The following is a 21,533-nucleotide window of genomic DNA, read 5'->3' on the forward strand; positions in this document are numbered from 1 at the left end:
GGATTTGATAATGAATAAAAAAACACTTTTTGCGGTGATTACCGCCGCATTTGTCGCCCTGCCTGCCGCTGCGGCCACCGAAGGCAAGGATTATGAAGTCATTTCGGTGGAAGTGGCGCCGGTGCATAAAGACAAAATCGAAGTAACCGAATTTTTTGCGTATTGGTGCCCGCACTGTGCCGATTTGGACCCTGTCCTGCTGAGACATGCGAAACAGTTTCCGCGCGACACGGTGCTGCGCACGGAGCATGTGATTTGGGATGAAGCCCGTGATTATCCTTTGGCGCGATTGGCTGTTGCGGTCAATCAGTCGGGTGAGAAATACCGTGCCAATCCGGCCATTTTTGCGGCATTGGTTCAGCAGCGCATCAATTTGGGCAACGAAGAAGTGTTGCGCCAATGGCTGCCGCAGCAGACCGGTTTTAATGCCGCCAAAGTGCAGGCTGCTTTCGATTCGTTCAGCAATGCCACACAGGCCAAGCAGATGGGCGCATTGACCCGCAAACACGGCATCGAAGGCACGCCCACGCTGATTGTCGGCGGCAAATACCGCGTGATTTTTGGCAACGGCTACGAGGCCGGCATGAAAACGGTGGACGAGCTGATTGCCAAAGTCCGCCAAGAACGCGGTATGCCCGCGCCCCGTCCTGCGCCGAAACCCACGCGCAGTTTGGGTGCGAGCTTGTTGAAATCTGCGGTAACGCGATAATCTTGAACAAAGCAGCCTGCACTTTGCGGATTCAAAAAGTGCAGGCTGCTTTCTTTGTATTGACGGATAGACGGAATATCGATAATGGATATCGCAGTATTGCTGAAAGCCCTGATTTTGGGCATTGTTGAAGGCTTGACCGAGTTTCTGCCCATTTCCAGCACGGGGCATTTGATTGTGCTGGGCGATTTGCTGAATTTCTCCAGCCAGGGCAAGGTGTTTGAAATTGCCATCCAGCTGGGTGCGGTGCTGGCGGTGGTGGTGGAATACCGGCAGCGCTTTGCAAACGTGGTTTCCGGCTTCGGGCGTGATGCGGCGGTGAACCGTTTCGTGCTGAATTTGGCGGTGGCGTTCGTGCCGGCCGCCGCCGTGGGTTTCGTGTTCCGCAAAGCGATTAAGGAATACCTGTTCAACCCGATTACCGTGGCCATTGCCTTGGTGGTGGGCGGTTTTGTGATTCTGTGGATTGAAAAACGGATGCAAAAGCAGCCTGCACGCGTTCAGGGCGTGGATAATATGCGCCCGAAAGACGCGCTGATGGTGGGCGTGGCGCAATGCTTCGCGCTGATTCCGGGCACATCGCGCTCCGGCAGCACCATCATGGGCGGCATGCTGTGGGGCATCGAGCGCAAAACCGCCACCGAATTTTCCTTTTTCCTTGCCGTGCCGATGATGGTGGCCGCCACCGTGTACGATGTTTATAAAAGCTGGTCGCTGTTTCAGCTGCACGATTTGGGGCTGATTGCCGTCGGTTTTGTAGCCGCATTCGTTTCAGGTTTGTTTGCCGTGCGCAGCCTGCTGAAATTCGTTTCCACGCGCAATTATGTGCCGTTCGCCTATTACCGCATCGTGTTCGGCCTGTTGATTTTGGCGACGTGGAAACTGGGTTGGGTGGCGTGGTAGCCGGCGGTTGGGAAAATTTGTGATAGCACAACAAAAATGACATAAACCCCGCTGATTTCGCCTTAAAGCTATTTTCAAAAAGCCGATTTTGTTAGACAATACACAAGATTTTGTAAGCAAATATTTAGCCCAATCCATCTTAACAAAAATGCAAATGGAAGCACGAAATGACGTTAGATGAAATTGTCAATGGTTTGAGTAGAATTAAAGGGGTCATTGCCGCCGCCGTTGTGGATTATGGCAGCGGCATGATGATGGCATCGCACACAAACGACAGCAGCTTCGATTTGGAAGCTGCCAGTGCAGGCTGCGTGAACATTATCCGTGCGAAAATGAAAACCGTCGCCCATTTGGAACTGGACGATGAGCTGCACGATATCCAAATCAGCCTGCATAACCAAATCCACTTGATTTGCCCATGCACCAATAAAGAAAATATTTTCGTGTATTTGGTTGCTGACCGCAAAGTCGCTAATCTGTCGATTTGTCGCCGCTCATTGTTCAGCGCTGAAAAATTGGTGGAATTTTAATTGACATTTCTCCGTGTAAACCGCCCGTTTCCGAAACCGGCGGTTTTTTGTTGGCATTTTATTTTATAAATTGAAATATTCAGGCATAAAATAGCTACGATGCCGCTGATTGATTAAAACAATAAAATTAAATTGCTGAAAAGGGCAGATTTTGCTTGTCAAAGCAGCCTGCACTCTTTATCCTGAACTCCTTTTCCTTACTGACTCCGATACTGATTAAAAGGAACCGCTCCATGAACCGCTTGAACAAAACCGATGATGTCCGCATTGACGCGGTCACCGAACTGCTGCCGCCGATTGCCCACCTGTACGAACTGCCCATCAGCGATGAGGCTGAGAAACTGGTGGTACAAACGCGTCAGGAAATTGCCGATTTGGTGCACGGCAAGGACAACCGCCTGCTGGTGATTGTCGGGCCGTGTTCCATTCACGACCCGGCCGCGGCGGTGGAATATGCGCAACGCCTGTTGCCGATGCGCCGCCAATACGAAAAAGAGCTGCTGATTGTGATGCGCGTGTATTTTGAAAAACCGCGCACCACGGTGGGCTGGAAAGGCTTGATTAACGACCCGCATTTGGACGGCAGCTTCGACATCAATTTCGGTTTGCGTCAGGCGCGCCAACTGCTGTTGCAGCTGAACAATATGGGCATGCCGGCTTCGACCGAGTTTCTGGACATGATTACACCGCAGTATTATGCCGATTTGATTTCTTGGGGCGCGATTGGCGCACGCACCACCGAAAGCCAGGTGCACCGCGAATTGTCAAGCGGGCTGTCGTGCCCGGTGGGCTTTAAAAACGGCACAGACGGCAATTTGAAAATCGCCATTGATGCGATTGGCGCGGCTTCGCATCCGCACCATTTCCTGTCGGTGACCAAGGCGGGGCATTCGGCGATTGTGCACACGCGCGGCAATCCGGACTGCCATGTAATTTTGCGCGGCGGCAAAGAGCCGAATTACAGCGCGGAACATGTGCAGGCTGCTTCCGAACAGTTGGTGAAAGCAGGCGTTACGCCGAAGCTGATGGTGGATTGCAGCCACGCGAACAGCCGCAAGGATTTCCGCCGTCAAATGGAAGTGGCGCAGGACGTGGCGGCGCAAATCCGTGCCGGCGAGCAGAACATTATGGGCGTGATGGTGGAAAGCCATCTGGTGGAAGGCCGCCAAGACAAACCCGAAGTGTACGGTCAAAGCATTACGGATGCGTGCATCGGCTGGGACGAGACCGAAGCGATGCTGGCACTTTTGGCGCAGGCACAGCGCGAAAGCGGCCGCGTATAGTGGCAAAGCAGCCTGCACGGTTGGCGCGTTCCCTTTCGGAAGGGGAATGCGCCTTGTTGCGTCCGGTGTTTGCCAATGCGCTGGATTATGCGGCAGTGCGGATTGTGCGCGGCAAATTCATGCCGTTTCAGTTGCGCCATGTCGCCATGTCGCCCAACGGCTCGATTTATCTGCCGGCCGATTTGTATCACGACGATTTTTCAAAGCAGCCTGCACATTGGCAGAGTCTGTGGTTGCACGAATGCACGCACGTTTGGCAGCACCGCTTGGGCTATCCCGTGCTGCGCTGCGGCATCTGCCTCGCATTGCAGGGCGGCTACATCAAACGCGCGGCCTACCGCTACGGACATTTGCTGCCGCACTGCCGCGATTTGTCGCAGTTCAATATGGAGCAGCAGGCGTGCATCGTGGCGGATTATTTCATCGGGCTGTGGCACACGGGGCAGAAAAATCCCGCTCTGGCCGCCGTGTTGCAGCGGTTTTTGCAGCAGCCGAATAATGCGGATTTGCTGCCAAAGAGCATGCGGATCAGGTGAAAAAAGCAGCCTGCACTTGGTTTTCGGAGTGCAGGCTGCTTTTCGGTTGCCCGGCTGCCGTGTTTCTGCGGTATTCACGGCGTTGCGCCGCCGTACCCACGCAGGATGGGGCTGAGGCACCGCATTTCCCGCCAAATTATAGTGAATTAAAATCGCAAGGATACGGCGTTGGCTCGCCTTGACGTACTATTTGTACGCCTTGCGGCTCGCCGTCTTGTCTCATTTTTATTTTAATCCACTATATTCACGGTGTTACGCCGCTGTACCCACGCAGGATGGGGTGCGGCACCGCATTCCCCGCCAAATCAAAAAAAGCAGCCTGCACTTCAACGCATCCGAAGTGCAGGCTGCTTTTTCATTGCCGTGAAAACACCGTTTGCCGCACGGTCAGCGCCGTCGCCATGCACAGGCACATGGGCAGCCAGACGGCCGTGGATTGGTGCGACAGTTCCAGCAGGAACACCAGCGAAGTCAGCGCCATGTTTTGCGCCAAGCCCAAAAAGACCGCCGCACCGATAAACGCCGCCAGGCCCAGCGGCACGGGCGGAAACACCAGATTCCAGCACCACGCGCCGATAAACGCCGTCAATCCGCCCAGCATCATCGACGGCGTGATGCGGCCGCCGTATGCGCCTGCCATGCCGGCCAGCAGCACGGCCAGCCATTTGGCCGCCAGCAGGCCGAAAGCAGCCTGCACCGTGAGCTGGTGTGAAAAGCTCAATTCGTTGCCCGCCTTGCCGTTGCCCAAGATTTCGGGGAACGGTATCGACAGCGCGCCGATGACGGCAAAGCAGAGCAGGGCGACGGGCAGCATCGTCCAGCGGCGCGGATTGAATTTCGGCAGCCGCGACTGGCATTGTTCAAACGCCCAAACGGCCGCCGCCAGCAGGCCGCCTGCCGCCGCCGACCATATCAGCAGGGACGGGCCGGCCGATGAAGGAATATCCACGGGCAAATGGCTGTATTGCACCACATCGCCCAAACCTAGGCGCGCCACCCAGACGGTTAAGCCGCAGGTGAGCAGGGCGGCGGCCATCGCGGGCAGGCTCCATGTCAGCAGCAGAGTTTCCAGCACGAACACGGTGGCGGCGAAAGGGACGTTATACACGGCGGCCAAACCCGCACCGGAAGCGCAGGCCAGCACCAGCGAAGTTTGCGGTTCGGTCAGCGCGAAACGGCGCGTTAAAGGCGTGGTCAGTGCAACGCTGATTTCGCGCGGGGCGACTTCGCGTCCTAGCGGCGAACCCATGCCGACCGTGATGATTTGCAGCAGCGCGTGGCACAACGTGGTTTTCAGCGGCATGGCGCGTGCAGGCTGCTTTACGGTGGTTTTGATGTCGCACAGCGGCGCGCCGTAGCGGTGCAGGCACGTCCAGGCAATGCCAACCACGGCACCGCACGCCAGCAGCGCCCAGAAACGGTGCAGCGGAGAAGCAGCCTGCACCAGTTGCCGGAACGGGATGTGTTCCGAGTGCAGGCTGCCTTGAAATACCAGTTGCTGAACGGCGTGCAGCAGATGGGTCAGCCCGATGCCGACGCAGCCTGCCACCATGCCGACCAGCAGCAAAACCGCCAAAACGCGGCGCGGCAGCAGCGTGTTCATGATGCGCTGTCGAACAGGGCGAAAACGGGGGCGTGGTCGCTGGGGCGTTCTTTGGCGCGCGCTTCGGTGTCGATTTGCACGTCGCGCAGCACATCGCGCAGTGCGGCGGTGGCCAGAATGTGGTCAATGCGCAGGCCGAGTTTGCGCTGGAACATCGCGCCGCGGTAATCCCACCAAGTATAGTGCGCGCCGGTGGGGTGGACGTGGCGCAGGCAGTCGGTCAGCCCCAAATCCAGCAGTGCTTGGAACCACGCGCGTTCTTCAGAAGAACAATGGATGTGTTCGCGCCATTTTTCGGGGTCGTACACATCGTCGTCGGTGGGGGCAATGTTGAAATCGCCCAGCAAAACCAGTTTCGGATATTGCTGCATTTGTTGGCGGATGAAATCGGTCAGCGCGGCAAACCATTGGCGTTTGTAGGCAAATTTTTCGCTGTCCAAAGATTCGCCGTTCACGCAATACACATTCACCACGCGCACACCGTTCACCGTGGCGGCAATCACGCGCTGTTGCGGGTCGTCGGGCAGGGCGGGCAGGCCGGTGTGCACGTCTTTAATTGCGTGGCGGCTGATGATGGCGACGCCGTTATAGGTTTTCTGGCCGCTCCACGCGCATTGCCAGCCCATCATGTTGAGCGCGGCGACGGGGAATTTGTCGTGCTCGAGCTTCAACTCCTGCAATACGAGGATATCGGGCTGGTGCTGCGCGAGCCAGTCGGTGACATGGGGCAGGCGGACGTTGAGCGAATTCACGTTCCAAGTGCAAATTTTCATGTTCTGTCTTTCGGGAATTGGGGCAGTGCGTTGAGTAAATCGCGCACGATGGGCGAAATGATACGGTATTGCATAATCCGCATAAACCGCGTGTAGTCCACGATACCCAATTGGCGCATTTTTTGCAAATGGGCGGCGGTTTTGGCGGTGTTCAATCCTGTGGCTTCGCTCAATTCCTGCAGGCTGCTGTCGTGTTCGAGCAGCACCAGGAGGATGTGCAGGCGTTCGTGGTTCGATAGGATTTTGAAGGTGTCGGTCACTTGTTGCGCGGTGGGGGCTGCCGACGGGCTGTGGGAATGTGTGTTCATGATGTGTACTGTCGAATGTTTACTGCAATTTATTTTGATTATGTTTTCTGATTGGCCAACATGGGTGCAGGCTGCCTGTATGACACGAGGCAGCCTGCACATGGGGGATGGGAAGGGGTTTATTGTTGCGCGGACGCGGAAGGATTCGGGTTAATCAGAATTTCCACGCGGCGGTTTTGGGCGCGGCCGGCTTCGGTGTTGTTGTCGGCAATCGGCTGACGCGAGCCTTGACCCAGCACGGTCATGCGCTGTGTGGCCACGCCGTGTTGCGCCAAGAAGCTAGAAACCGCGTTGGCACGGTTGTACGACAACGGATTGTTGATGGCATCGTTGCCCGTGCTGTCGGTGTGGCCGACCACGGTGATGGTGGTTTCGTTATATTTCGCCAACGTTTCCGCGGCGGTGGCCAGTGCGTTTTGCGCCTGTGCGGACAATGCGGCGCTGTTGGTGGCGAAAGTAATGTTTTCCGGCATGGTCAGCTTGATTTGGTTGCCCTTGCGTTCCACTTCAACGCCGGTGTTCGCCAACTGTTCGCGCAGTTTGCGTTCTTGGTAATCCATATAGCCGCCCACGCCGGCGCCCACTGCGCCGCATGCCAATGCGGAGTTGCGCGCGCCCGTGCGGCCGTGCGTCAGAGCGCCGACGATGCCGCAGGTTATCGCACCGCCGATGCCGAACAATGCGGTTTTGCTGGGTTGTTGCTGCCCTTGCGCGTTGGTCACGCAACCGCTTAATGCCAAAGCCGAAGCGGTAACGGCAATAGTCAGTGTTTTCAGAGATTTCATAAGGTTTCCTTTATTGTGTTGCGTTATTCGAAAGCAGCCTGCACTTTAAATCGGTGCGATCAATTGTTTCAAATATAACGCATTTTGCAGTATTGCCACATTTGTTTAACGCTAAATTACGTTTGCAGCGGCTTTTTTACGCAATTGGTGGCGCGAACAATACCACAGCAGCGAGCCGCCGATGATGCTGCAGGCAAACATGCAGGCGGCCATCACCGTCATGCTGCCGTTGTGCAGCCATGTCACGGCAAAGCCCACGGTGGAGGCAATCAGCGATTGCGAAGCCATCAGCACGGCATTGGCGCTGCCGCCGATTTCGGGTTTGAAATTGCCCATGAACAGCGCCTGCGTATTGGCGGCGATTAAGCCCTGCGCGCCCACGGAACACATCAGCAGGGGCAGCGCCAGCCAAAGTGCAGGCTGCTTTAACCATAACACCGTTGCCAAAAGCGAAGTGTTGGCGAAAAACTGGACGGATATGCCCGTCAGCAGCAAATGGCGCGATTCCCAGCCGCGGTTCAGGCCGAAAGCGGTGAGCCGGTTGAAGCTCATCATGGTGATGATGTTGCAGGCGAACGCAAAGGCATATTGGTGCTGCGACAGGCCGTACAGTTTCATGTAAACAAACGGCGATTCGCTCAAAAACACAATCATGGACGAGAACGAAGCGGCTTGGTAAAACAGAAAGCCCAAGGCGGCGCGGTTGCGGAACACGTTGCGGTAACGCGTGCCGATGTGCAGCAGCTGCGTTTTGGTGATGGGTTCGGCGGCTTTGAACTGCGGCAGGAAGCGGTACAGCAGGAACACGACCAGCGCGGCATAGGCAAACAGGAAGGCGAAAATGCTGCGCCAGCCCGCCACACTGTGCAGCAGCGAGCCGAACAGCGGCGCGATAAGCGGTGCCGTCATCACGATAATGCCGATGAGGGCGAACATTTTCGCGGCTTCGCGGCCTTGGTAATTGTCGCGTACCACCGCACCCGCCACCACCGCGCTCATGCCCGCGCCCAATGCCTGCACCATGCGCCACACCAGCAGTTGGTTGGCCGTTTGCACAAACACCAGCGCGGCGCTGGCCAGAACATACACCGACAGGCCGCCCAAGGCGATATTGCGCCGCCCTTTAATGTCCGACAGCGAGCCGCCGATTAACTGCCCTGCCGCCACGCCCAGCATAAAGCTGCTCAGGCTTTTTTCCACTTGGTGGATGTCGGCGTTCAGGCCGGCGGCAATATCCAGCAATGCCGGCAGATAGGCATCGATGGAAAAGGGCATGATGGTCATCAGCATGGCCAACAGGGCGGCCATCTGTCCGCGCGAGAGCGGTTTGGAGGGTTTATAGAGCAGGCTCATATATCAAAGGCAACGAAAGTATTCAAGACGAGGGCTTGATGATATAGCGGTTGGTCAAATACACCAGCAGCAGGATGGGCACGCCCATCAGCGCGGTGAGCAGGAAAAAGGCGGGATAGCCCAACTGGCTGGCCATTGCGCCCGAATAACCGCCCAGGATTTTGGGCGACAGTGTCATCAGCGATGACAGCAGCGCGTATTGCACGGCGGTGAAACGGATGTTGGTCAGGCCGGAGAGGAACACGACGAACACGGTGCTGGCAAAACCGCCCGCCAGATTGTCGATACCCACGGCCAGATACATCAGCGGCACATCATGGCCGCGCAAGGCGAGCAGGATAAACAGCAGGTTGGTGGCGGCGGTGGCGATGGCGCCCAGCATCATCATGCTCATGATTTTGTATTTTTGCGCCAACAAGCCGCCCACGAATCCGCCCGCAATCGACATGACGATGCCAAACGATTTCACGGCATAGGCAATTTCTTCTTTGCTGAAGCCCATGTTGTCGTAGAACACGTTGGAAATCACGCCCGCAACAATATCGGAAACGCGGTACAGCCCAATCAGCGCCAGCAGCAGGATGGCGCGTTTGCCGTAGCGGTGGAAGAAGTCGGCCACGGGGGCAATCCATGTTTGCCGCACCAGTTCGGACGGTGCCAAGCGGCATTTCACCGCCAGGCAGCCTGCACCCGCGGCGGCGGCCAGCGATGCGCCCAAACGCAGGCTTTCCCACGCAAAGGCTTGCAGCGGCGCGTTATCGGCGGCAGGCAGGAGCGCGCCCACATGGCGGAACACGGCAACGAACACGCTCACGCTGACCAAAAACAGCGCCAGCAAACGCAGGGAGTGCTGCGCTTTGACGGGTGCAGGCTGCTTTTGATGCTCCGGTTCCCGCATCCACAAAGTCGTGGACAAACCGGCCGCCATCATGGCCGCCATCACCCAATAAGTATTGCGCCAGGCGTCGTACAGATAATGCGCCTTGGTCGAGCCCCAGTATTCCGCCAACAGCAGGCTGCCTGCACCTGCCGCAATCAGCCCCAGCCGATAGCCCACGGTGTAGGTGGACGACATCACCGTCTGCATGGCGTGGTCGTTCGGTGCAATTTCAATGCGGTAGGCATCGATAACGATGTCCTGCGTGGCCGCCGAAAAACCGAGCAGCACCGCCGCCATGGCCATGGCCGCCAACTGCTGCGGATTTTGCGGGTCGATGCTGCCCATGGCGATAATGGCGGCTATTACCAGCACCTGCGCCAACAACAGCCAGGCGCGGCGTTTGCCCAGCGCGCGCGAAAGATACGGCAGCGGCAGGCTGTCAATCAGCGGCGCCCACACGAATTTGAACGAATAGCCCAAGGCCGCCCAGCTGAACATGGTCACGGTTTTTTTCTCGATGCCCGCTTCGCTCAGCCATAGCGACAGAGTGGAGAAAATCAACAGCAGCGGCATGCCTGCGGCAAAGCCCAGCAGCAGCATCGTGAAGGCGCGGCGGTCGGAATATACGGAAAATTTTTTGAAAAATGAAGGCTTTGTTTGCATATTTTTGGGTTTAGAAACCGTTTTCCATCATGATTTGGCCGGGCAGTTTGTTGCGGTGCATGGCAAAGCCCATTTCCAGCAAGGTTTTGAACACGTCCTGCACCATTTGCGGATTGCCGCAAATCATAAAGCGGCTGTCGGCCGGTGTGAACGGGCGTTGGAATGCCTGCGCCAAACGGCCGTTTTTCAACAGCTCGGGCAGCCTGCACGACAATGCGCCTTCGGTGGTTTCGCGCGTGGTAATTGGCACGAAACGCAGTTTGCCGATGTGTTCGGCAATGAGCGGGTGGTCGGACAATCCGCGAATCCAATCGTTAAAAATCAAATCGCGCGCGAACGAGACGCTGTGCGCCAAAGCGAGCGTGTCGAAACGCTCCCACACCGCAGGCTGCTGGATTATCGACAAAAACGGCGCAATGCCCGAACCGGTGGACAACATGATTAAGTCTTTGCCGTCGGGGAAGCGGCCGGGCAGGAAAAAGCCCTGCGCGGTTTTGTCCAGCAAAATGCGGTCGCCGGCTTGCAGGGCGGTCAGACGTGCGGACATTTCGCCACCGTCGATGAGAATGACGAAAAATTCCAGCGTGTCGGCATATTCCGCGGAAATCATGGAATAGGCGCGCCAGATAAAACCGTTGCCGTCCGTACCGGCACGAAAGCCCAATCGGGCGAACTGGCCGGCGGAAAAGCGGTAGGCTTCGGGGCGCGAAACGGCAAAGGTTAAGTGTTTGGGGCTGTGCTGTTTGACCCACAGCACTTCTTCTTCGGTGAATTTGTTTTCGCTGGTTGTCATGGGGATTCCTTGAAATGAGGTGTGTGAAAGTGCAGGCTGCTTTTTGCAGATGCGGCGGGTTTACGGGTTTTGTTGGCCCAAAATCATGGTGCCGATGCCGCTGTCGGTGAAAATTTCCAGCAGCAGCACGTTGGGAATGCGACCGTCGATAATGTGCACGGCTTTCACGCCGTTGGTGGCGGCTTCTAGTGCCGATGAAATCTTGGGCAGCATGCCGCCGGACAAAGTGCCGTCCGCCACCAGCGCGTCAATGTCTTCGGGCGTGAGGTTGGTGAGCAGGCGACCGTTTTTATCCATCACGCCGGCAATGTTGGTCATCATCACCAGCTTTTCGGCGTTCAGCCCTTCGGCCAGTTTGCCTGCCACCAAGTCGGCATTGATATTGAACGCTTCGCCGTTTGGACCCACGCCGATGGGGGCGATGACGGGGATATAGCCCGCCGCGGACATTTGTTGCACCAGTGTGCAGTCGATGTGGTCGATTTCGCCGACTTGGCCGATGTCCGTTTGGCCGTCCAGCAGCATTTTGCGCGCTTTGATGAAATGGTTGTCGCGCCCCGTCAGGCCGATGGCCCTGCCGCCGTGCACGTTCAGCAGCGACACGATTTCTTTGTTCACATGGCCGCCCAGCACCATTTCCACCACGTCCATGGTTTCGCCGTCGGTCACACGCATTCCCTGCACGAATTCGCCTTTTTTGCCGATTTTTTCCAGAATCCCGTTAATTTGCGGGCCGCCGCCGTGGACGATGACGGGGTTGATGCCCACCAGTTTGAGCAGGACGATGTCTTTGGCAAAGCCTTCTTTCAACTGCGGCTCGGTCATGGCGTTGCCGCCGTATTTCACGACCAGCGTGCAGCCTGCAAAGCGGCGGATATAGGGCAGGGCTTCCGATAAGATGGCGGCTTTGGCGGACGGGGACACGGCGGCGGTCATGGCGTTTCCTTTTTTGGGCGGTGAAATGAAGGCGTTATTATACACGGCTGCCGGGTGCAGGCTGCTTTTTTGGATTTGTAAAGGTTTTTTATTGATAGATTTCATGGCATTGCGCGGAGGTGTCCGCATTGAAAGCAGCCTGCATTGGGCGGGATTGAGGTGCAGGCTGCTTTCAATGTTTGCCGACAATGGACGCGCAGGCGCAACGGCATACATACCGTGAATACACGCCATGCGTTATGCCCAAAGCAGCCTGCACCTCCCGCCATTGACCGAAGGAATGTGCAGGCTGCTTTTTCGTTGGCGGCAAAAGGCCGTGCCAGCACGCAAATTGCTTGGCAGCAGCAAAGATTTGCCCGCGCATTTACGCTATAATTTTCATCACGACCATATTGATTGACCGAAAGTTTCCCATGCCCCAATCCAACCGCATCCTTTGCCGCGAAAGCAGCTTGCTGGCGTTCAACCGCCGCGTATTGGCACAGGCGCAGGATTCGCGCGTTCCCCTGCTGGAACGGCTGCGTTTCCTGTGCATCGTATCGTCCAATCTGGATGAATTTTTTGAAGTGCGCATGGCGTATTTGAAGCGCGAGCAGCGCAAAAAGCCGAACCAGACGCTGGATTCGGGTTTGACACCCGCCGAAACCATCGCGCGCATCAGCCAAGAAGCGCAGCAGCTCATCCGCGAGCAATACGCATTGTTCAACGATGTGCTGGTGCCCGAACTGCACCGCCAGAATATTTCGTTTTACCGCCGCAGCGCATGGACCAAAGAGCAGCACGCCTGGATTGAAGACTATTTCAACCGCGAGCTGCTGCCGATTCTCACACCCATCGGGCTGGACGCTTCGCATCCGTTTCCGCGTTTGCTGAACAAATCTTTAAATTTCGTGGTGGAACTGGAAGGCAAAGACGCATTCGGCCGCGCTTCGGGCATGGCCATCGTGCAGGCGCCGCGCATTTTGCCGCGCGTGGTGAAGCTGCCTGCCGAATTGTGCGACGGCCGCGACGGCTTCGTGTTCCTGTCGTCCATCCTGCACGAATATGTGTACAAACTTTTCCGCGGCATGAAAGTGAAAGGCTGCCACCAGTTCCGCCTCACGCGCGACAGTGCGCTGATGGTGGACGAAGACGATTTGAGCAACCTGCGCCAAGCGGTGCAGAACGAACTGCGCGACCGTGATTTCGGCGATGCCGTGCGCCTGGAAGTGCCGGAAAACTGCCCGACAGCCATCAGCGATTTCCTGTTGCAGCAATTCCAACTGACCGACAACGAGTTATACCGTGTGAACGGGCCGGTGAATTTGGTGCGGCTGATGTCCGTGCCCGACATGGTGGCGCGCAAGGAATTGAAATTTGCGTCCTATGTGCCGCAATATCCGGCGGCGCTGCGCAAATCGCCCTGCCTGCTCGATGAAATCGCCCAGCGCGACATCCTGCTGCACCATCCCTACCAAACCTTCGAGCCGGTGGTGAAATTTATCCACGATTCGGCGCACGATCCCGATGTGGTCGCCATCAAAATGACGATTTACCGCACCGGCACGGATTCCGAATTGGTCAAAGCGCTGCTGGCGGCGGCCGAAGCGGGCAAGCAGGTAACCGTGGTGGTGGAGCTGATGGCGCGTTTTGACGAAGCGAACAACGTGAAATGGGCAAGGCGCTTGGAAGAAGCGGGCGCGCACGTGGTGTATGGCGTGTTCGGCTACAAAGTCCATGCCAAAATGGCGCTGGTCATCCGCCGCGAAGCAGGCAGCCTGCACGCTTACGCGCATTTGGGTACGGGCAATTACCACCAAGGCACATCGCGGATTTACACCGATTTCGGCCTGCTCACGGCCGATGAGGGCATTACGCGCGACGTGAACACGTTATTCATGGAAATCACAGGTTTGGGGCAGGCGAACAAATTGAAAAAGCTGTATCAAAGCCCGTTCACGCTGCACAAAATGGTGATGGACAGCATTGAACGCGAAACGCGCAACGCTGAAGCCGGCAAGCCCGCGCGGATTATCGCCAAAATGAATTCGCTGATTGAGCCGCAAGTGATTGAAGCGCTGTACCGCGCCAGTGCGGTCGGCGTGCAGATTGACCTGATTGTGCGCGGCATGTGCGCCTTGCGGCCACAGGTGCCCGGCTTGTCGGACAACATCCGCGTGCGTTCGATTATTGGCCGGCTGCTGGAGCATTCGCGCGTGTATTATTTCCTCAACGGCGGCGCGGAAGACGTGTTCATTGCCAGCGCGGACTGGATGGGGCGCAATTTCTTCAGCCGCATCGAAGTGGCTACGCCGATTGTGCAGCCTGCATTGAAACGGCGCGTTATGGAAGAAGGGCTGATGCTGCCCCTGTGCGACAATCTGAAAGCATGGCAAATGCAGGGCGACGGCAGCTATGTGCGCGTGCAGGCGGCAGAGGGCGACGAAGCCGTCGGCGTGCAGGAAGCTTTGTTGGCGCAATATACCGGCACGGTTTCATAACGGCTTTCACGGCAATGCGCTGCCGTATCCGCGCGTTAAAAAGCAGCCTGCACTTTCAAAATCGAAGTGCAGGCTGCTTTTTCGTGCGGGGAGCTACATAATATATTAGAATTCGGCTTGATTCCCGTCATCTCGATACCATCGAAAGGAAACCTCATGAAATACCTCCTAATCGCCCTGCTGGCCGCATCAACTGCCGCCCACGCCCAAGACTATGTGCTCAAAGACCGCCCTTTTGAAAGCGGCGGCCTTTCTACCGACGGCAAAACCTTTTCCATTAACACCGTCGGTTACAACAGCAATGTGTGCGACTTGGACGGCAGTCTGAAAAACAATGTTTACCGCGATGGCAAAGGCTGCGAAGTGCGTTTTGCGTTTGCCCGCAACAAAGTGAGCGTTACCGTGCCCGAATCCGCCCGCGAAGCCTGCGCAGAATATTGCGGGCATAACGCACATTTTGCGGATCAATACCACCGACTGCCCGCCGCCTGCACCGAGTCTGCCACCAAAAACACCGCACAGCGCTTTCAGGCTGCCTACCGTGCCAAAAATTACGCCCAAGCCGCGCAAATCCAGCAGCAGTATGTGAACACCTGCAACGGCTTTATGTTTGTCACCGAACAAATGCGCGCCCGCAACGACTTGGCGGTGGCCTATAAAAACAGCGGCAACAAAACCGCCTGCCACACCGCGCTGCAACCGCTGCGCCGTTATTGGAACGACAAGGCGGAGGAGCACGGCTACCATTACCGCGACGATTTCATGAAAGAACTGGCCGCCGCCAAATTCAACTGGAACGCGTGCCGTTGAGTAACGCGGATTGGCTACACTAGCCGAAACCGCAACCAAAAGCAGCCTGCACCTTGGATTTCAAAGTGCAGGCTGCTTTTTCGTGCGGGGAACCGCCTAATGAATTAAAATCTAATTTGATTCCCGTCATCCCGATACCACTGAAAGGAAACCCCATGAAACACTTCCTTCTCGCCCTGCTGGCCGCCGCAACCGCTGCCCATGCGCAAGAGTATGCGTTCAAAGATCGTCTCTTTGAAGAAGGCGACTTTTCTACCGACGGCAAAGCCTTCATTATCCATACCATCAGTTCCGGCGGTAACTTTTGCGATTTGGGAGGCTTTATAAAACACAACGTTTATCGCGATGGCAAAGGCTGCGAAGTGCGTTTTGCGTTTGCCCGTAACAAAGTGAGTATTACCGTTCCCGAATTCGCCCGAGAAGCCTGCGCAGAATATTGCGGGCATAACGCACATTTTGCGGATCAATACTACCGCCTGCCCGCCGCCTGCACCCGGTCTGCCGCCAAAAACACCGTACAGCGTTTTCATGCTGCCTACCGTGCCAAAAATTACGCCCAAGCCGCGCGAATCCAGCAGCGGTATGTGAACGCCTGCAACCGCTTTGCAGGGATCACCGGACAAATGCGCGCCCGCAACGATTTGGCAGTGGCCTACAAAAACAGCGGCAACAAAACCGCCTGCCGCACCGCGCTGCAACCGCTGCGCCGCTATTGGAACGACAAGGCGGAGGAGCATAGCTACCTTTACCGCGACGATTTCATGAAAGAACTGGCCGCCGCCAAATTCAACTGGAACGCGTGCCGCCGCTGAATAACGCGGGTTGGCTGCACTAGCCGAAACCGTAACCAAAAGCAGCCTGCACCTTGGATTTCAAAGTGCAGGCTGTTTTTGCAAAATCCGCACGGCCGCCCTTTCCTTTCGGGCGATTCTGCTGCTATAATTTTTCGGTTAGCGAAAAATTACATTTCACTACACATTCGAACACATCATTCACATTTCATTTCATCACCCAAGGAGCAACACCATGGCACTCGTTTCCATGCGCCAATTACTCGACCACGCCGCCGAACACAGCTACGGCTTACCCGCATTCAACGTGAACAACCTGGAACAGATGCGCGCCATCATGGAAGCGGCCAACCAAGTGAACGCACCCGTGATTGTGCAAGCCTCCGCAGGTGCGCGCAAATATGCCGGCGCACCTTTTTTGCGCCACCTGATTTTGGCGGCGGTGGAAGAATTTCCGCACATCCCCGTGGTGATGCACCAAGACCACGGCGCGTCGCCCGACGTGTGCCAACGCTCGATTCAGCTCGGTTTCAGCTCCGTGATGATGGACGGCTCGCTGCTGGAAGACGGCAAAACGCCTTCCACTTATGAATACAACGTGGAAGCCACGCGCAAAGTGGTGGAATTTTCCCATGCCTGTGGCGTGTCGGTGGAAGGCGAAATCGGCGTTCTGGGCAATTTGGAAACCGGCGAAGCGGGAGAAGAAGACGGCGTGGGCGCGGCAGGCAAATTGAACCACGACCAAATGCTGACCAGCGTGGAAGACGCGCGCCGCTTCGTGCAGGACACCGGCGTGGACGCGCTGGCCATCGCCATCGGCACCAGCCACGGCGCGTATAAATTCACCCGTCCGCCCACCGGCGAAGTGCTGCGCATCGACCGCATTAAGGAAATCCACGAAGCGCTGCCGAACACGCACATCGTGATGCACGGTTCCAGCTCCGTGCCGCAGGAATGGCTGAAAGTGATTAACGAACACGGCGGTGCGATTGGCGAGACCTATGGCGTGCCGGTGGAAGAAATTGTGGAAGGCATCAAATACGGCGTGCGCAAAGTGAACATCGACACCGATTTGCGCTTGGCGTCCACCGGTGCCATCCGCCGCTTTATGGCGGAAAACCCCGCCGAGTTCGACCCGCGCAAATATTTGGCGAAAACGGTGGAAGCGATGAAGCAAATCTGTATCGACCGTTATCTGGCGTTCGGCTGCGAAGGGCAGGCGGACAAAATCAAACCGATTTCGCTGGAAAAAATGGCGGCGCGCTATGCCAAAGGCGAGTTGAAACAACTGGTGAAATAAGCGCGTAAAACAAAAAAGCAGCCTGCACTTCGGATGTTCGGAGTGCAGGCTGCTTTTTTGAAACCTATTTATTTATGCGGATGATTAAGCCGCCTTTGTCGTCATTATATAATATAGTCGATTAAAATAAAAATGAGACAAGGCGGCGAGCCGCAAGGCGTACAGGTAGTACGTCAAGGCGAGCCAACGCCGTATCATTGCCATTTTAATCGACTATAAGAGCGGGCTGAATAGGCGCACGGTATTTTCCACCAGCCCCCAGATTCTTTCGCGCTTCTGCCAGCGTTTGACGGAAATATAGCGGCTGTCGCGCAGATAGGCTTTTTGCGCTCGGGAAATTTCCCGCACCATCGGCGCATCGTAAATCGCCAGGCTGATTTCCAGATTCAGGAAAAAGCTGCGCATGTCCATATTGACCGTGCCGAACAGCGCGTAATCGCCATCCACCACCAGCGTTTTGGCATGCAGCAGCCCGCCGTGGAACAGCGCGATTTTCACGCCGGCCGCCAAGAGTTTCGGGTAATACGCGCGTGATGCCCAGCGCACCAAGAAGGAATCCACTTTTTCGGGCAATATCAGCACCACGTCCACGCCGCGCTTGGCGGCAGTGGTGAGCGCGGTCAGCAGCAGTTCGTCCGGCACAAAATAGGGCGTGGTGATGGTGACCCGCGTTTTGGCGGCGTGGATGGCGCACACGATGGTTTCGTAAATCACGGGGTCGGATTGGTCGGGCGCGGACGGTATCACTTGGGCAACGGCAGTGCCGGACTGGCGTTTCAAGGCCAAAAGCTCCGGTATTTTGTCGTCCAATTTCTCGATTTCTTGCCGCACTTCCGCCAGATGTTCATCTGCCTCCACCGCCACGTCGGCATAAAACACCGCCGCCATTTCCAACACCACCGTGCCGTGGCAGCGCATCATCATGTCCACCCATTCGCCCACGCCCGCATCCTGTTTGAAATGGCGCGGGTCGATTAAATTGAAGCTGCCCGTGTAGGCCACCAGATTATCGACAATCAGGATTTTGCGGTGGTTGCGCAAATCGCTGCGCGAGAAAAATGTTTTCAGCACGCCCACGGGCAGCGCGGGCACAATCCGCACGCCCGCTGCTTTCAGGTTGTCTTCCCATTCGCTGCCGAAAAACGCGCGGCTGCCCACCGCATCGGCCAAAATGGTGCATTCCACGCCGCGCTGTGCCGCATCGCGCACCGCCGCCAGCAGCGTCTGAATCCGGCCTTGCGGTTCGATAATGTAAAACGCCAATGCGCAGGTCTGACGGGCGGACTGGATATCCGCCAACATGGCTTCCAGGATTTCGTCCGTCTGCGTCAAAAGCTGCATGGCATTGTTGTTGCTCGCCGCCAGGCCGGTAACGCTGGCTGCAACGTTGGCAATGCCTTGGTAACGGCGGCGCATTTTATTGTCCGTATCCAAATCTTCATTTTGGAAATGCCGCTCGGCAAATTGGCGGTAAAACGCGTTCATCTGTTCCACGCGCTTGGCTCTTGCCATCCCCAAACGTGCCTCGCCCACCAGCAGATAGGCCGCCACGCCGAACAATGGGAAGACGAACAGGACCATCAGCCATGCAAACGCCGTGCCCGTATTGCGTTGGCGGTACAGCACGCGTATGGCGCATACCGTTACCGCCGCAATGTGAAGCCACAGGAATATTTGCCCTGAAGAAATGCCAACCATAGTTGCTCCGTTAAGCGGTTAGGACGGTAAAAGGCTGTTTATCCGTCATATTGATGGTAGGAATCATCCGAAACCGCACGCATCAGTCAAAAAGCAGCCTGCACATTGCGTGCGGACAGTGGCAGGGTTATGCGTCGGGCAGCGTGCGCATCCACAAGCCCACGCACAGGCAGACGGCGCTGGTGATGGCGGCCACAGACCAACGCTGCGGAAACTGAATCCACAGCCATGTGCACGACAGCGTCATCATGCACCATGCCAGATATTTGGCACGGCGGGGCACGGCGCGGCGTTCTTCCCAGTTTTGCACCATTTTGCCGAAATAAGGGTGCTGGTGCAGCCAGCGGTGGAAACGCGGTGAGGCACGGCCCCAGCAGGCGGCGGTGAGGATGATGAACGGCGTGGTGGGCAGCACGGGCAGGAAAATCCCCAAAATCCCCAGCACAAACGAGATGCCGCCCGCCAGCCAAAGCAGCCAGCGCAGCAATACTTGGCGGATTCGGCTTTTGGGCAGCGCAAAAATGATGACGGCGGGAATGCCCAGCAGCACCGTGATGGCCAGCCATAATTCGGTGCGCAGCATGGACTGTTTCAAAGCCTCCATCATGATGCGGATTCCTTATCATGATGGATGGGGCAGCCGCTGATGCCCAGTTTTTCCCAGCCTTCGCGCCCTATTTTTTGCAAGGTTTCGATATTCCGCTCGAAAATCACGGCCGGATCGGGGAAGGCCTGCGCCGCTTTTTCAATGCTGTCTTCGCGGATAAAGTGCAGCGTGGGATACGGGCTGCGGTTGGTGTAATTGCCGATGTCGTCCACGTCCGTGCCGTCAAACTGGAATTGCGGATGAAACGGCGCGATTTGCACAATGCCGGTGGCGCCGTTGTCTTCAATGGCTTGTTCGGCGGCATCGAGCATATCGTTGAAAATCAGGAAATCATCGAACAGGGTGGCGCACACCAACAACGTGGTTTCCAGTGTTTCGGCCGGCGTGTCGAGCAGCCTGCGGATTTCCGCATCGACATCTTCCAAAAAAGCGTCCAAATGCTTGGCAAAGCTGACGTGGATGCGGATTTGGCCTTTATTGTGCGGCGCTTTGGCAAAAGGGCAGAGGTTGAGCCCGATAACGGCTTTTTCCAGCCATTCGGTGGTGGCTTGGAGATAAGGTTGCGGGTTGTGCGGCATGATGTTGGCCCTATTAAAGAATAATTCTCAATTTTAACACAAAATAAAGTGCAGGCTGCTTTCGGAGGTTGGGAAAGCAGCCTGCACTTTTGCGGCGGGCTTAACCGTCCACCGTTGCGGCAAACAAAGGATTGTGTCCCGCCAGCCGCTGCGCCTGCGGATAATCGGGCAATTCTTCCTGCTCGCCCAAGGGTTCGTGCAGCAGGTAGATGTTTTCCACTTTGCAATCGACCATCAAATCCAAAAAGTTCTGCTGAATCACGGCGATGTTGTCGCGCGGCATCAAATTCCATGCGAACACCAGGTTGGGCAGGCGGTAGGCGCTTTCGGCGGCGTTGAAGCCGAACAGCAGCCGGCCGCCTTCCTGTGCCGCCATCACCACGCCGACGCGCGGGCTTTGCAGGCGGACGGCGCGGATGGCGTTGCCGGCATAAACGTCCAAGGCCATCCGCAGCCGCATGTGGCTGGCGTTGGCCAGGGCGGCAGTGGGCGTGTCGGCATTGAGCGGGTTGGTGAACAAGGTCATGCCGGGTTGGGTTAAGTGTTGCTGCCACACCTGCATCAGCGGCAATGCGGCTTCGCGCAGGTTTTGCCCCAAAGCAGCCTGCACTTCGCGGCCGCCGTAGCCCAGTGCGTACAGGACGTGCACGGATTGGTCTTTGGGCAATTCTGCGGCTCGGCGCGGCAGTTTTTGGGCAAACTGCTCGGCGGCTTGGGTACTTTGTTTGGCGGCAAACCAAGTGTCGGCGGTGATTTGGGCGAAGTCGTCGGCGCGCAGGAGCTGCGGCAGCCATTGGGCGTGCGACAGCGGGCGCAGGGCTGGATAGTTTTCCAGCACGGCGCACAGTTCGGCGGCGGGGCAGCTTTCGGGCAGGGGTGCAGGCTGCTTGGTGCCGGCCACGACGACGACGGGCAGGGCGAACCATTGCACTTCGTCGTCGGTTTTGGCGCGCAGTACTTCGTCAATGCCGTCCATCAGTGCGATATAGGTTTCCGGGTCGGGCGACATGCTCATTGCCACCGAAAGCCACAAGGGATGGCGCTGGGCAAACATTTCGGCGATTTTGGTGCACAGGGTTTCTTGTGCGATTTTGCGTTCCGCGCCGGTTTTGGCGTGGGCGATTTGCCCTGCGTAGAGCAGCAGGTCGCCTTTGACGGGGGTGGCGGGATAGGGGCGTGTGTCGGGGAGTGTGGAGCGGTTGGTCATAAATCAC

General features: G+C 56.8%; 22 protein-coding genes. 10 read left to right on the top strand and 12 right to left on the bottom strand.

Annotated elements, in window-relative coordinates; translation table 11 throughout:
- Positions 1-10: 10 nt before the first annotated feature.
- The 5 genes from HMPREF9098_RS09550 (at position 11) to HMPREF9098_RS09570 (ending at position 3,961) form a co-directional block, all read left to right on the top strand.
- Positions 11-709 carry a thiol:disulfide interchange protein DsbA/DsbL gene (locus tag HMPREF9098_RS09550; RefSeq protein ID WP_003784304.1) on the top strand — a complete coding sequence of 233 codons (699 nt, stop codon included), beginning with the start codon at positions 11-13 and terminating at the stop codon, positions 707-709.
- A gap of 84 nt (positions 710-793) precedes the next feature.
- On the top strand, positions 794-1,612 hold the full coding sequence (locus tag HMPREF9098_RS09555; protein ID WP_003784306.1) for an undecaprenyl-diphosphate phosphatase: 819 nt from the start codon (positions 794-796) through the stop codon (positions 1,610-1,612).
- Positions 1,613-1,779: 167 nt separating this feature from the next.
- Positions 1,780-2,142 carry a hypothetical protein gene (locus HMPREF9098_RS09560; RefSeq protein WP_003784308.1) on the top strand — a complete coding sequence of 121 codons (363 nt, stop codon included), beginning with the start codon at positions 1,780-1,782 and terminating at the stop codon, positions 2,140-2,142.
- Positions 2,143-2,375: 233 nt separating this feature from the next.
- Positions 2,376-3,425, top strand: a complete 1,050-nt coding sequence (gene aroG, locus HMPREF9098_RS09565; protein WP_003784311.1) for a 3-deoxy-7-phosphoheptulonate synthase AroG — start codon at positions 2,376-2,378, stop codon at positions 3,423-3,425.
- Between the two features lie 20 nt (positions 3,426-3,445).
- On the top strand, positions 3,446-3,961 hold the full coding sequence (locus tag HMPREF9098_RS09570; protein WP_232618017.1) for a type IV secretion protein Rhs: 516 nt from the start codon (positions 3,446-3,448) through the stop codon (positions 3,959-3,961).
- A 355-nt stretch (positions 3,962-4,316) separates the two neighbouring features.
- Here the strand turns inward: HMPREF9098_RS09570 and HMPREF9098_RS09575 are convergent, their stop codons facing one another.
- The 8 genes from HMPREF9098_RS09575 to argB all read right to left on the bottom strand — a co-directional run bounded on the left by HMPREF9098_RS09575 (position 4,317) and on the right by argB (position 12,055).
- Entirely contained in the window at positions 4,317-5,564 is a 1,248-nt protein-coding gene (locus HMPREF9098_RS09575; RefSeq protein WP_003784314.1) for a chloride channel protein, read from the bottom strand.
- Complete coding sequence (gene xth, locus HMPREF9098_RS09580; RefSeq protein WP_003784315.1) at positions 5,561-6,337, bottom strand: exodeoxyribonuclease III; 777 nt, start codon at positions 6,335-6,337, stop codon at positions 5,561-5,563. The genes HMPREF9098_RS09575 and xth overlap by 4 nt, the downstream gene beginning before the upstream one ends.
- Positions 6,334-6,645 carry an ArsR/SmtB family transcription factor gene (locus HMPREF9098_RS09585; RefSeq protein WP_003784316.1) on the bottom strand — a complete coding sequence of 104 codons (312 nt, stop codon included), beginning with the start codon at positions 6,643-6,645 and terminating at the stop codon, positions 6,334-6,336. Before HMPREF9098_RS09585 ends, xth begins: the two co-directional genes overlap by 4 nt.
- 119 nt (positions 6,646-6,764) lie before the next feature.
- Positions 6,765-7,430: a YiaD family glycine zipper/OmpA-like lipoprotein gene (locus HMPREF9098_RS09590; protein ID WP_003784317.1), complete on the bottom strand. Its 666-nt coding sequence runs from the start codon at positions 7,428-7,430 to the stop codon at positions 6,765-6,767.
- Positions 7,431-7,541: 111 nt separating this feature from the next.
- Positions 7,542-8,783 (bottom strand): multidrug effflux MFS transporter, encoded by a 1,242-nt coding sequence (locus tag HMPREF9098_RS09595; RefSeq protein ID WP_003784318.1) that lies wholly within the window; start codon positions 8,781-8,783, stop codon positions 7,542-7,544.
- A 22-nt stretch (positions 8,784-8,805) separates the two neighbouring features.
- On the bottom strand, positions 8,806-10,326 hold the full coding sequence (locus HMPREF9098_RS09600; protein ID WP_003784320.1) for an AmpG family muropeptide MFS transporter: 1,521 nt from the start codon (positions 10,324-10,326) through the stop codon (positions 8,806-8,808).
- Positions 10,327-10,336: 10 nt separating this feature from the next.
- Entirely contained in the window at positions 10,337-11,119 is a 783-nt protein-coding gene (locus HMPREF9098_RS09605; protein ID WP_003784322.1) for a ferredoxin--NADP reductase, read from the bottom strand.
- Positions 11,120-11,179: 60 nt separating this feature from the next.
- Positions 11,180-12,055, bottom strand: a complete 876-nt coding sequence (gene argB, locus HMPREF9098_RS09610; protein WP_040564928.1) for an acetylglutamate kinase — start codon at positions 12,053-12,055, stop codon at positions 11,180-11,182.
- 219 nt (positions 12,056-12,274) lie between these two features.
- Here argB and HMPREF9098_RS11840 point away from each other — a divergent pair, with 219 nt between their 5' ends.
- The 5 genes from HMPREF9098_RS11840 to fba all read left to right on the top strand — a co-directional run bounded on the left by HMPREF9098_RS11840 (position 12,275) and on the right by fba (position 17,436).
- A complete protein-coding gene (locus tag HMPREF9098_RS11840) occupies positions 12,275-12,430 on the top strand; it encodes a hypothetical protein (RefSeq protein WP_003784327.1) in 156 nt (51 codons plus the stop codon).
- 38 nt (positions 12,431-12,468) lie between these two features.
- A complete protein-coding gene (ppk1, locus tag HMPREF9098_RS09615) occupies positions 12,469-14,535 on the top strand; it encodes a polyphosphate kinase 1 (protein WP_040564436.1) in 2,067 nt (688 codons plus the stop codon).
- A 156-nt stretch (positions 14,536-14,691) separates the two neighbouring features.
- The gene (locus HMPREF9098_RS09620; protein WP_040564438.1) at positions 14,692-15,345 is read left to right on the top strand and encodes a hypothetical protein; all 654 of its coding nucleotides are present in this window, start codon (positions 14,692-14,694) and stop codon (positions 15,343-15,345) included.
- 155 nt (positions 15,346-15,500) lie between these two features.
- Complete coding sequence (locus tag HMPREF9098_RS09625; protein WP_040564440.1) at positions 15,501-16,157, top strand: hypothetical protein; 657 nt, start codon at positions 15,501-15,503, stop codon at positions 16,155-16,157.
- Positions 16,158-16,371: 214 nt separating this feature from the next.
- Positions 16,372-17,436 (top strand): class II fructose-bisphosphate aldolase, encoded by a 1,065-nt coding sequence (gene fba, locus HMPREF9098_RS09630; RefSeq protein WP_003784336.1) that lies wholly within the window; start codon positions 16,372-16,374, stop codon positions 17,434-17,436.
- Positions 17,437-17,649: 213 nt separating this feature from the next.
- Here fba and cls read toward each other — a convergent pair whose 3' ends face one another.
- The 4 genes from cls to HMPREF9098_RS09650 all read right to left on the bottom strand — a co-directional run bounded on the left by cls (position 17,650) and on the right by HMPREF9098_RS09650 (position 21,526).
- The gene (cls, locus tag HMPREF9098_RS09635) at positions 17,650-19,134 is read right to left on the bottom strand and encodes a cardiolipin synthase (RefSeq protein WP_003784339.1); all 1,485 of its coding nucleotides are present in this window, start codon (positions 19,132-19,134) and stop codon (positions 17,650-17,652) included.
- 127 nt (positions 19,135-19,261) lie between these two features.
- Positions 19,262-19,621, bottom strand: a complete 360-nt coding sequence (locus HMPREF9098_RS09640; RefSeq protein ID WP_169309631.1) for a YbaN family protein — start codon at positions 19,619-19,621, stop codon at positions 19,262-19,264.
- Between the two features lie 116 nt (positions 19,622-19,737).
- On the bottom strand, positions 19,738-20,319 hold the full coding sequence (locus tag HMPREF9098_RS09645) for a DUF1415 domain-containing protein (protein ID WP_003784342.1): 582 nt from the start codon (positions 20,317-20,319) through the stop codon (positions 19,738-19,740).
- 100 nt (positions 20,320-20,419) lie between these two features.
- Complete coding sequence (locus HMPREF9098_RS09650) at positions 20,420-21,526, bottom strand: hypothetical protein (RefSeq protein ID WP_003784345.1); 1,107 nt, start codon at positions 21,524-21,526, stop codon at positions 20,420-20,422.
- Between the last annotated feature and the right edge of the window lie 7 nt (positions 21,527-21,533).

This window comes from Kingella denitrificans ATCC 33394 (genome assembly GCF_000190695.1).
GTDB classification, from domain to species: Bacteria; Pseudomonadota; Gammaproteobacteria; order Burkholderiales; family Neisseriaceae; genus Kingella_A; species Kingella_A denitrificans.

Coding starts and splice junctions, on each gene's coding strand:
- HMPREF9098_RS09550 (WP_003784304.1), top strand. CDS start 11: ATGAATAAAAAAACACTTTTTGCGGTGATTACCGCCGCATTTGTCGCC.
- HMPREF9098_RS09555 (WP_003784306.1), top strand. CDS start 794: ATGGATATCGCAGTATTGCTGAAAGCCCTGATTTTGGGCATTGTTGAA.
- HMPREF9098_RS09560 (WP_003784308.1), top strand. CDS start 1,780: ATGACGTTAGATGAAATTGTCAATGGTTTGAGTAGAATTAAAGGGGTC.
- aroG (WP_003784311.1), top strand. CDS start 2,376: ATGAACCGCTTGAACAAAACCGATGATGTCCGCATTGACGCGGTCACC.
- HMPREF9098_RS09575 (WP_003784314.1), bottom strand. CDS start 5,564: ATGAACACGCTGCTGCCGCGCCGCGTTTTGGCGGTTTTGCTGCTGGTC.
- xth (WP_003784315.1), bottom strand. CDS start 6,337: ATGAAAATTTGCACTTGGAACGTGAATTCGCTCAACGTCCGCCTGCCC.
- HMPREF9098_RS09585 (WP_003784316.1), bottom strand. CDS start 6,645: ATGAACACACATTCCCACAGCCCGTCGGCAGCCCCCACCGCGCAACAA.
- HMPREF9098_RS09590 (WP_003784317.1), bottom strand. CDS start 7,430: ATGAAATCTCTGAAAACACTGACTATTGCCGTTACCGCTTCGGCTTTG.
- HMPREF9098_RS09595 (WP_003784318.1), bottom strand. CDS start 8,783: ATGAGCCTGCTCTATAAACCCTCCAAACCGCTCTCGCGCGGACAGATG.
- HMPREF9098_RS09600 (WP_003784320.1), bottom strand. CDS start 10,326: ATGCAAACAAAGCCTTCATTTTTCAAAAAATTTTCCGTATATTCCGAC.
- HMPREF9098_RS09605 (WP_003784322.1), bottom strand. CDS start 11,119: ATGACAACCAGCGAAAACAAATTCACCGAAGAAGAAGTGCTGTGGGTC.
- argB (WP_040564928.1), bottom strand. CDS start 12,055: ATGACCGCCGCCGTGTCCCCGTCCGCCAAAGCCGCCATCTTATCGGAA.
- ppk1 (WP_040564436.1), top strand. CDS start 12,469: ATGCCCCAATCCAACCGCATCCTTTGCCGCGAAAGCAGCTTGCTGGCG.
- HMPREF9098_RS09620 (WP_040564438.1), top strand. CDS start 14,692: ATGAAATACCTCCTAATCGCCCTGCTGGCCGCATCAACTGCCGCCCAC.
- HMPREF9098_RS09625 (WP_040564440.1), top strand. CDS start 15,501: ATGAAACACTTCCTTCTCGCCCTGCTGGCCGCCGCAACCGCTGCCCAT.
- fba (WP_003784336.1), top strand. CDS start 16,372: ATGGCACTCGTTTCCATGCGCCAATTACTCGACCACGCCGCCGAACAC.
- cls (WP_003784339.1), bottom strand. CDS start 19,134: ATGGTTGGCATTTCTTCAGGGCAAATATTCCTGTGGCTTCACATTGCG.
- HMPREF9098_RS09645 (WP_003784342.1), bottom strand. CDS start 20,319: ATGCCGCACAACCCGCAACCTTATCTCCAAGCCACCACCGAATGGCTG.
- HMPREF9098_RS09650 (WP_003784345.1), bottom strand. CDS start 21,526: ATGACCAACCGCTCCACACTCCCCGACACACGCCCCTATCCCGCCACC.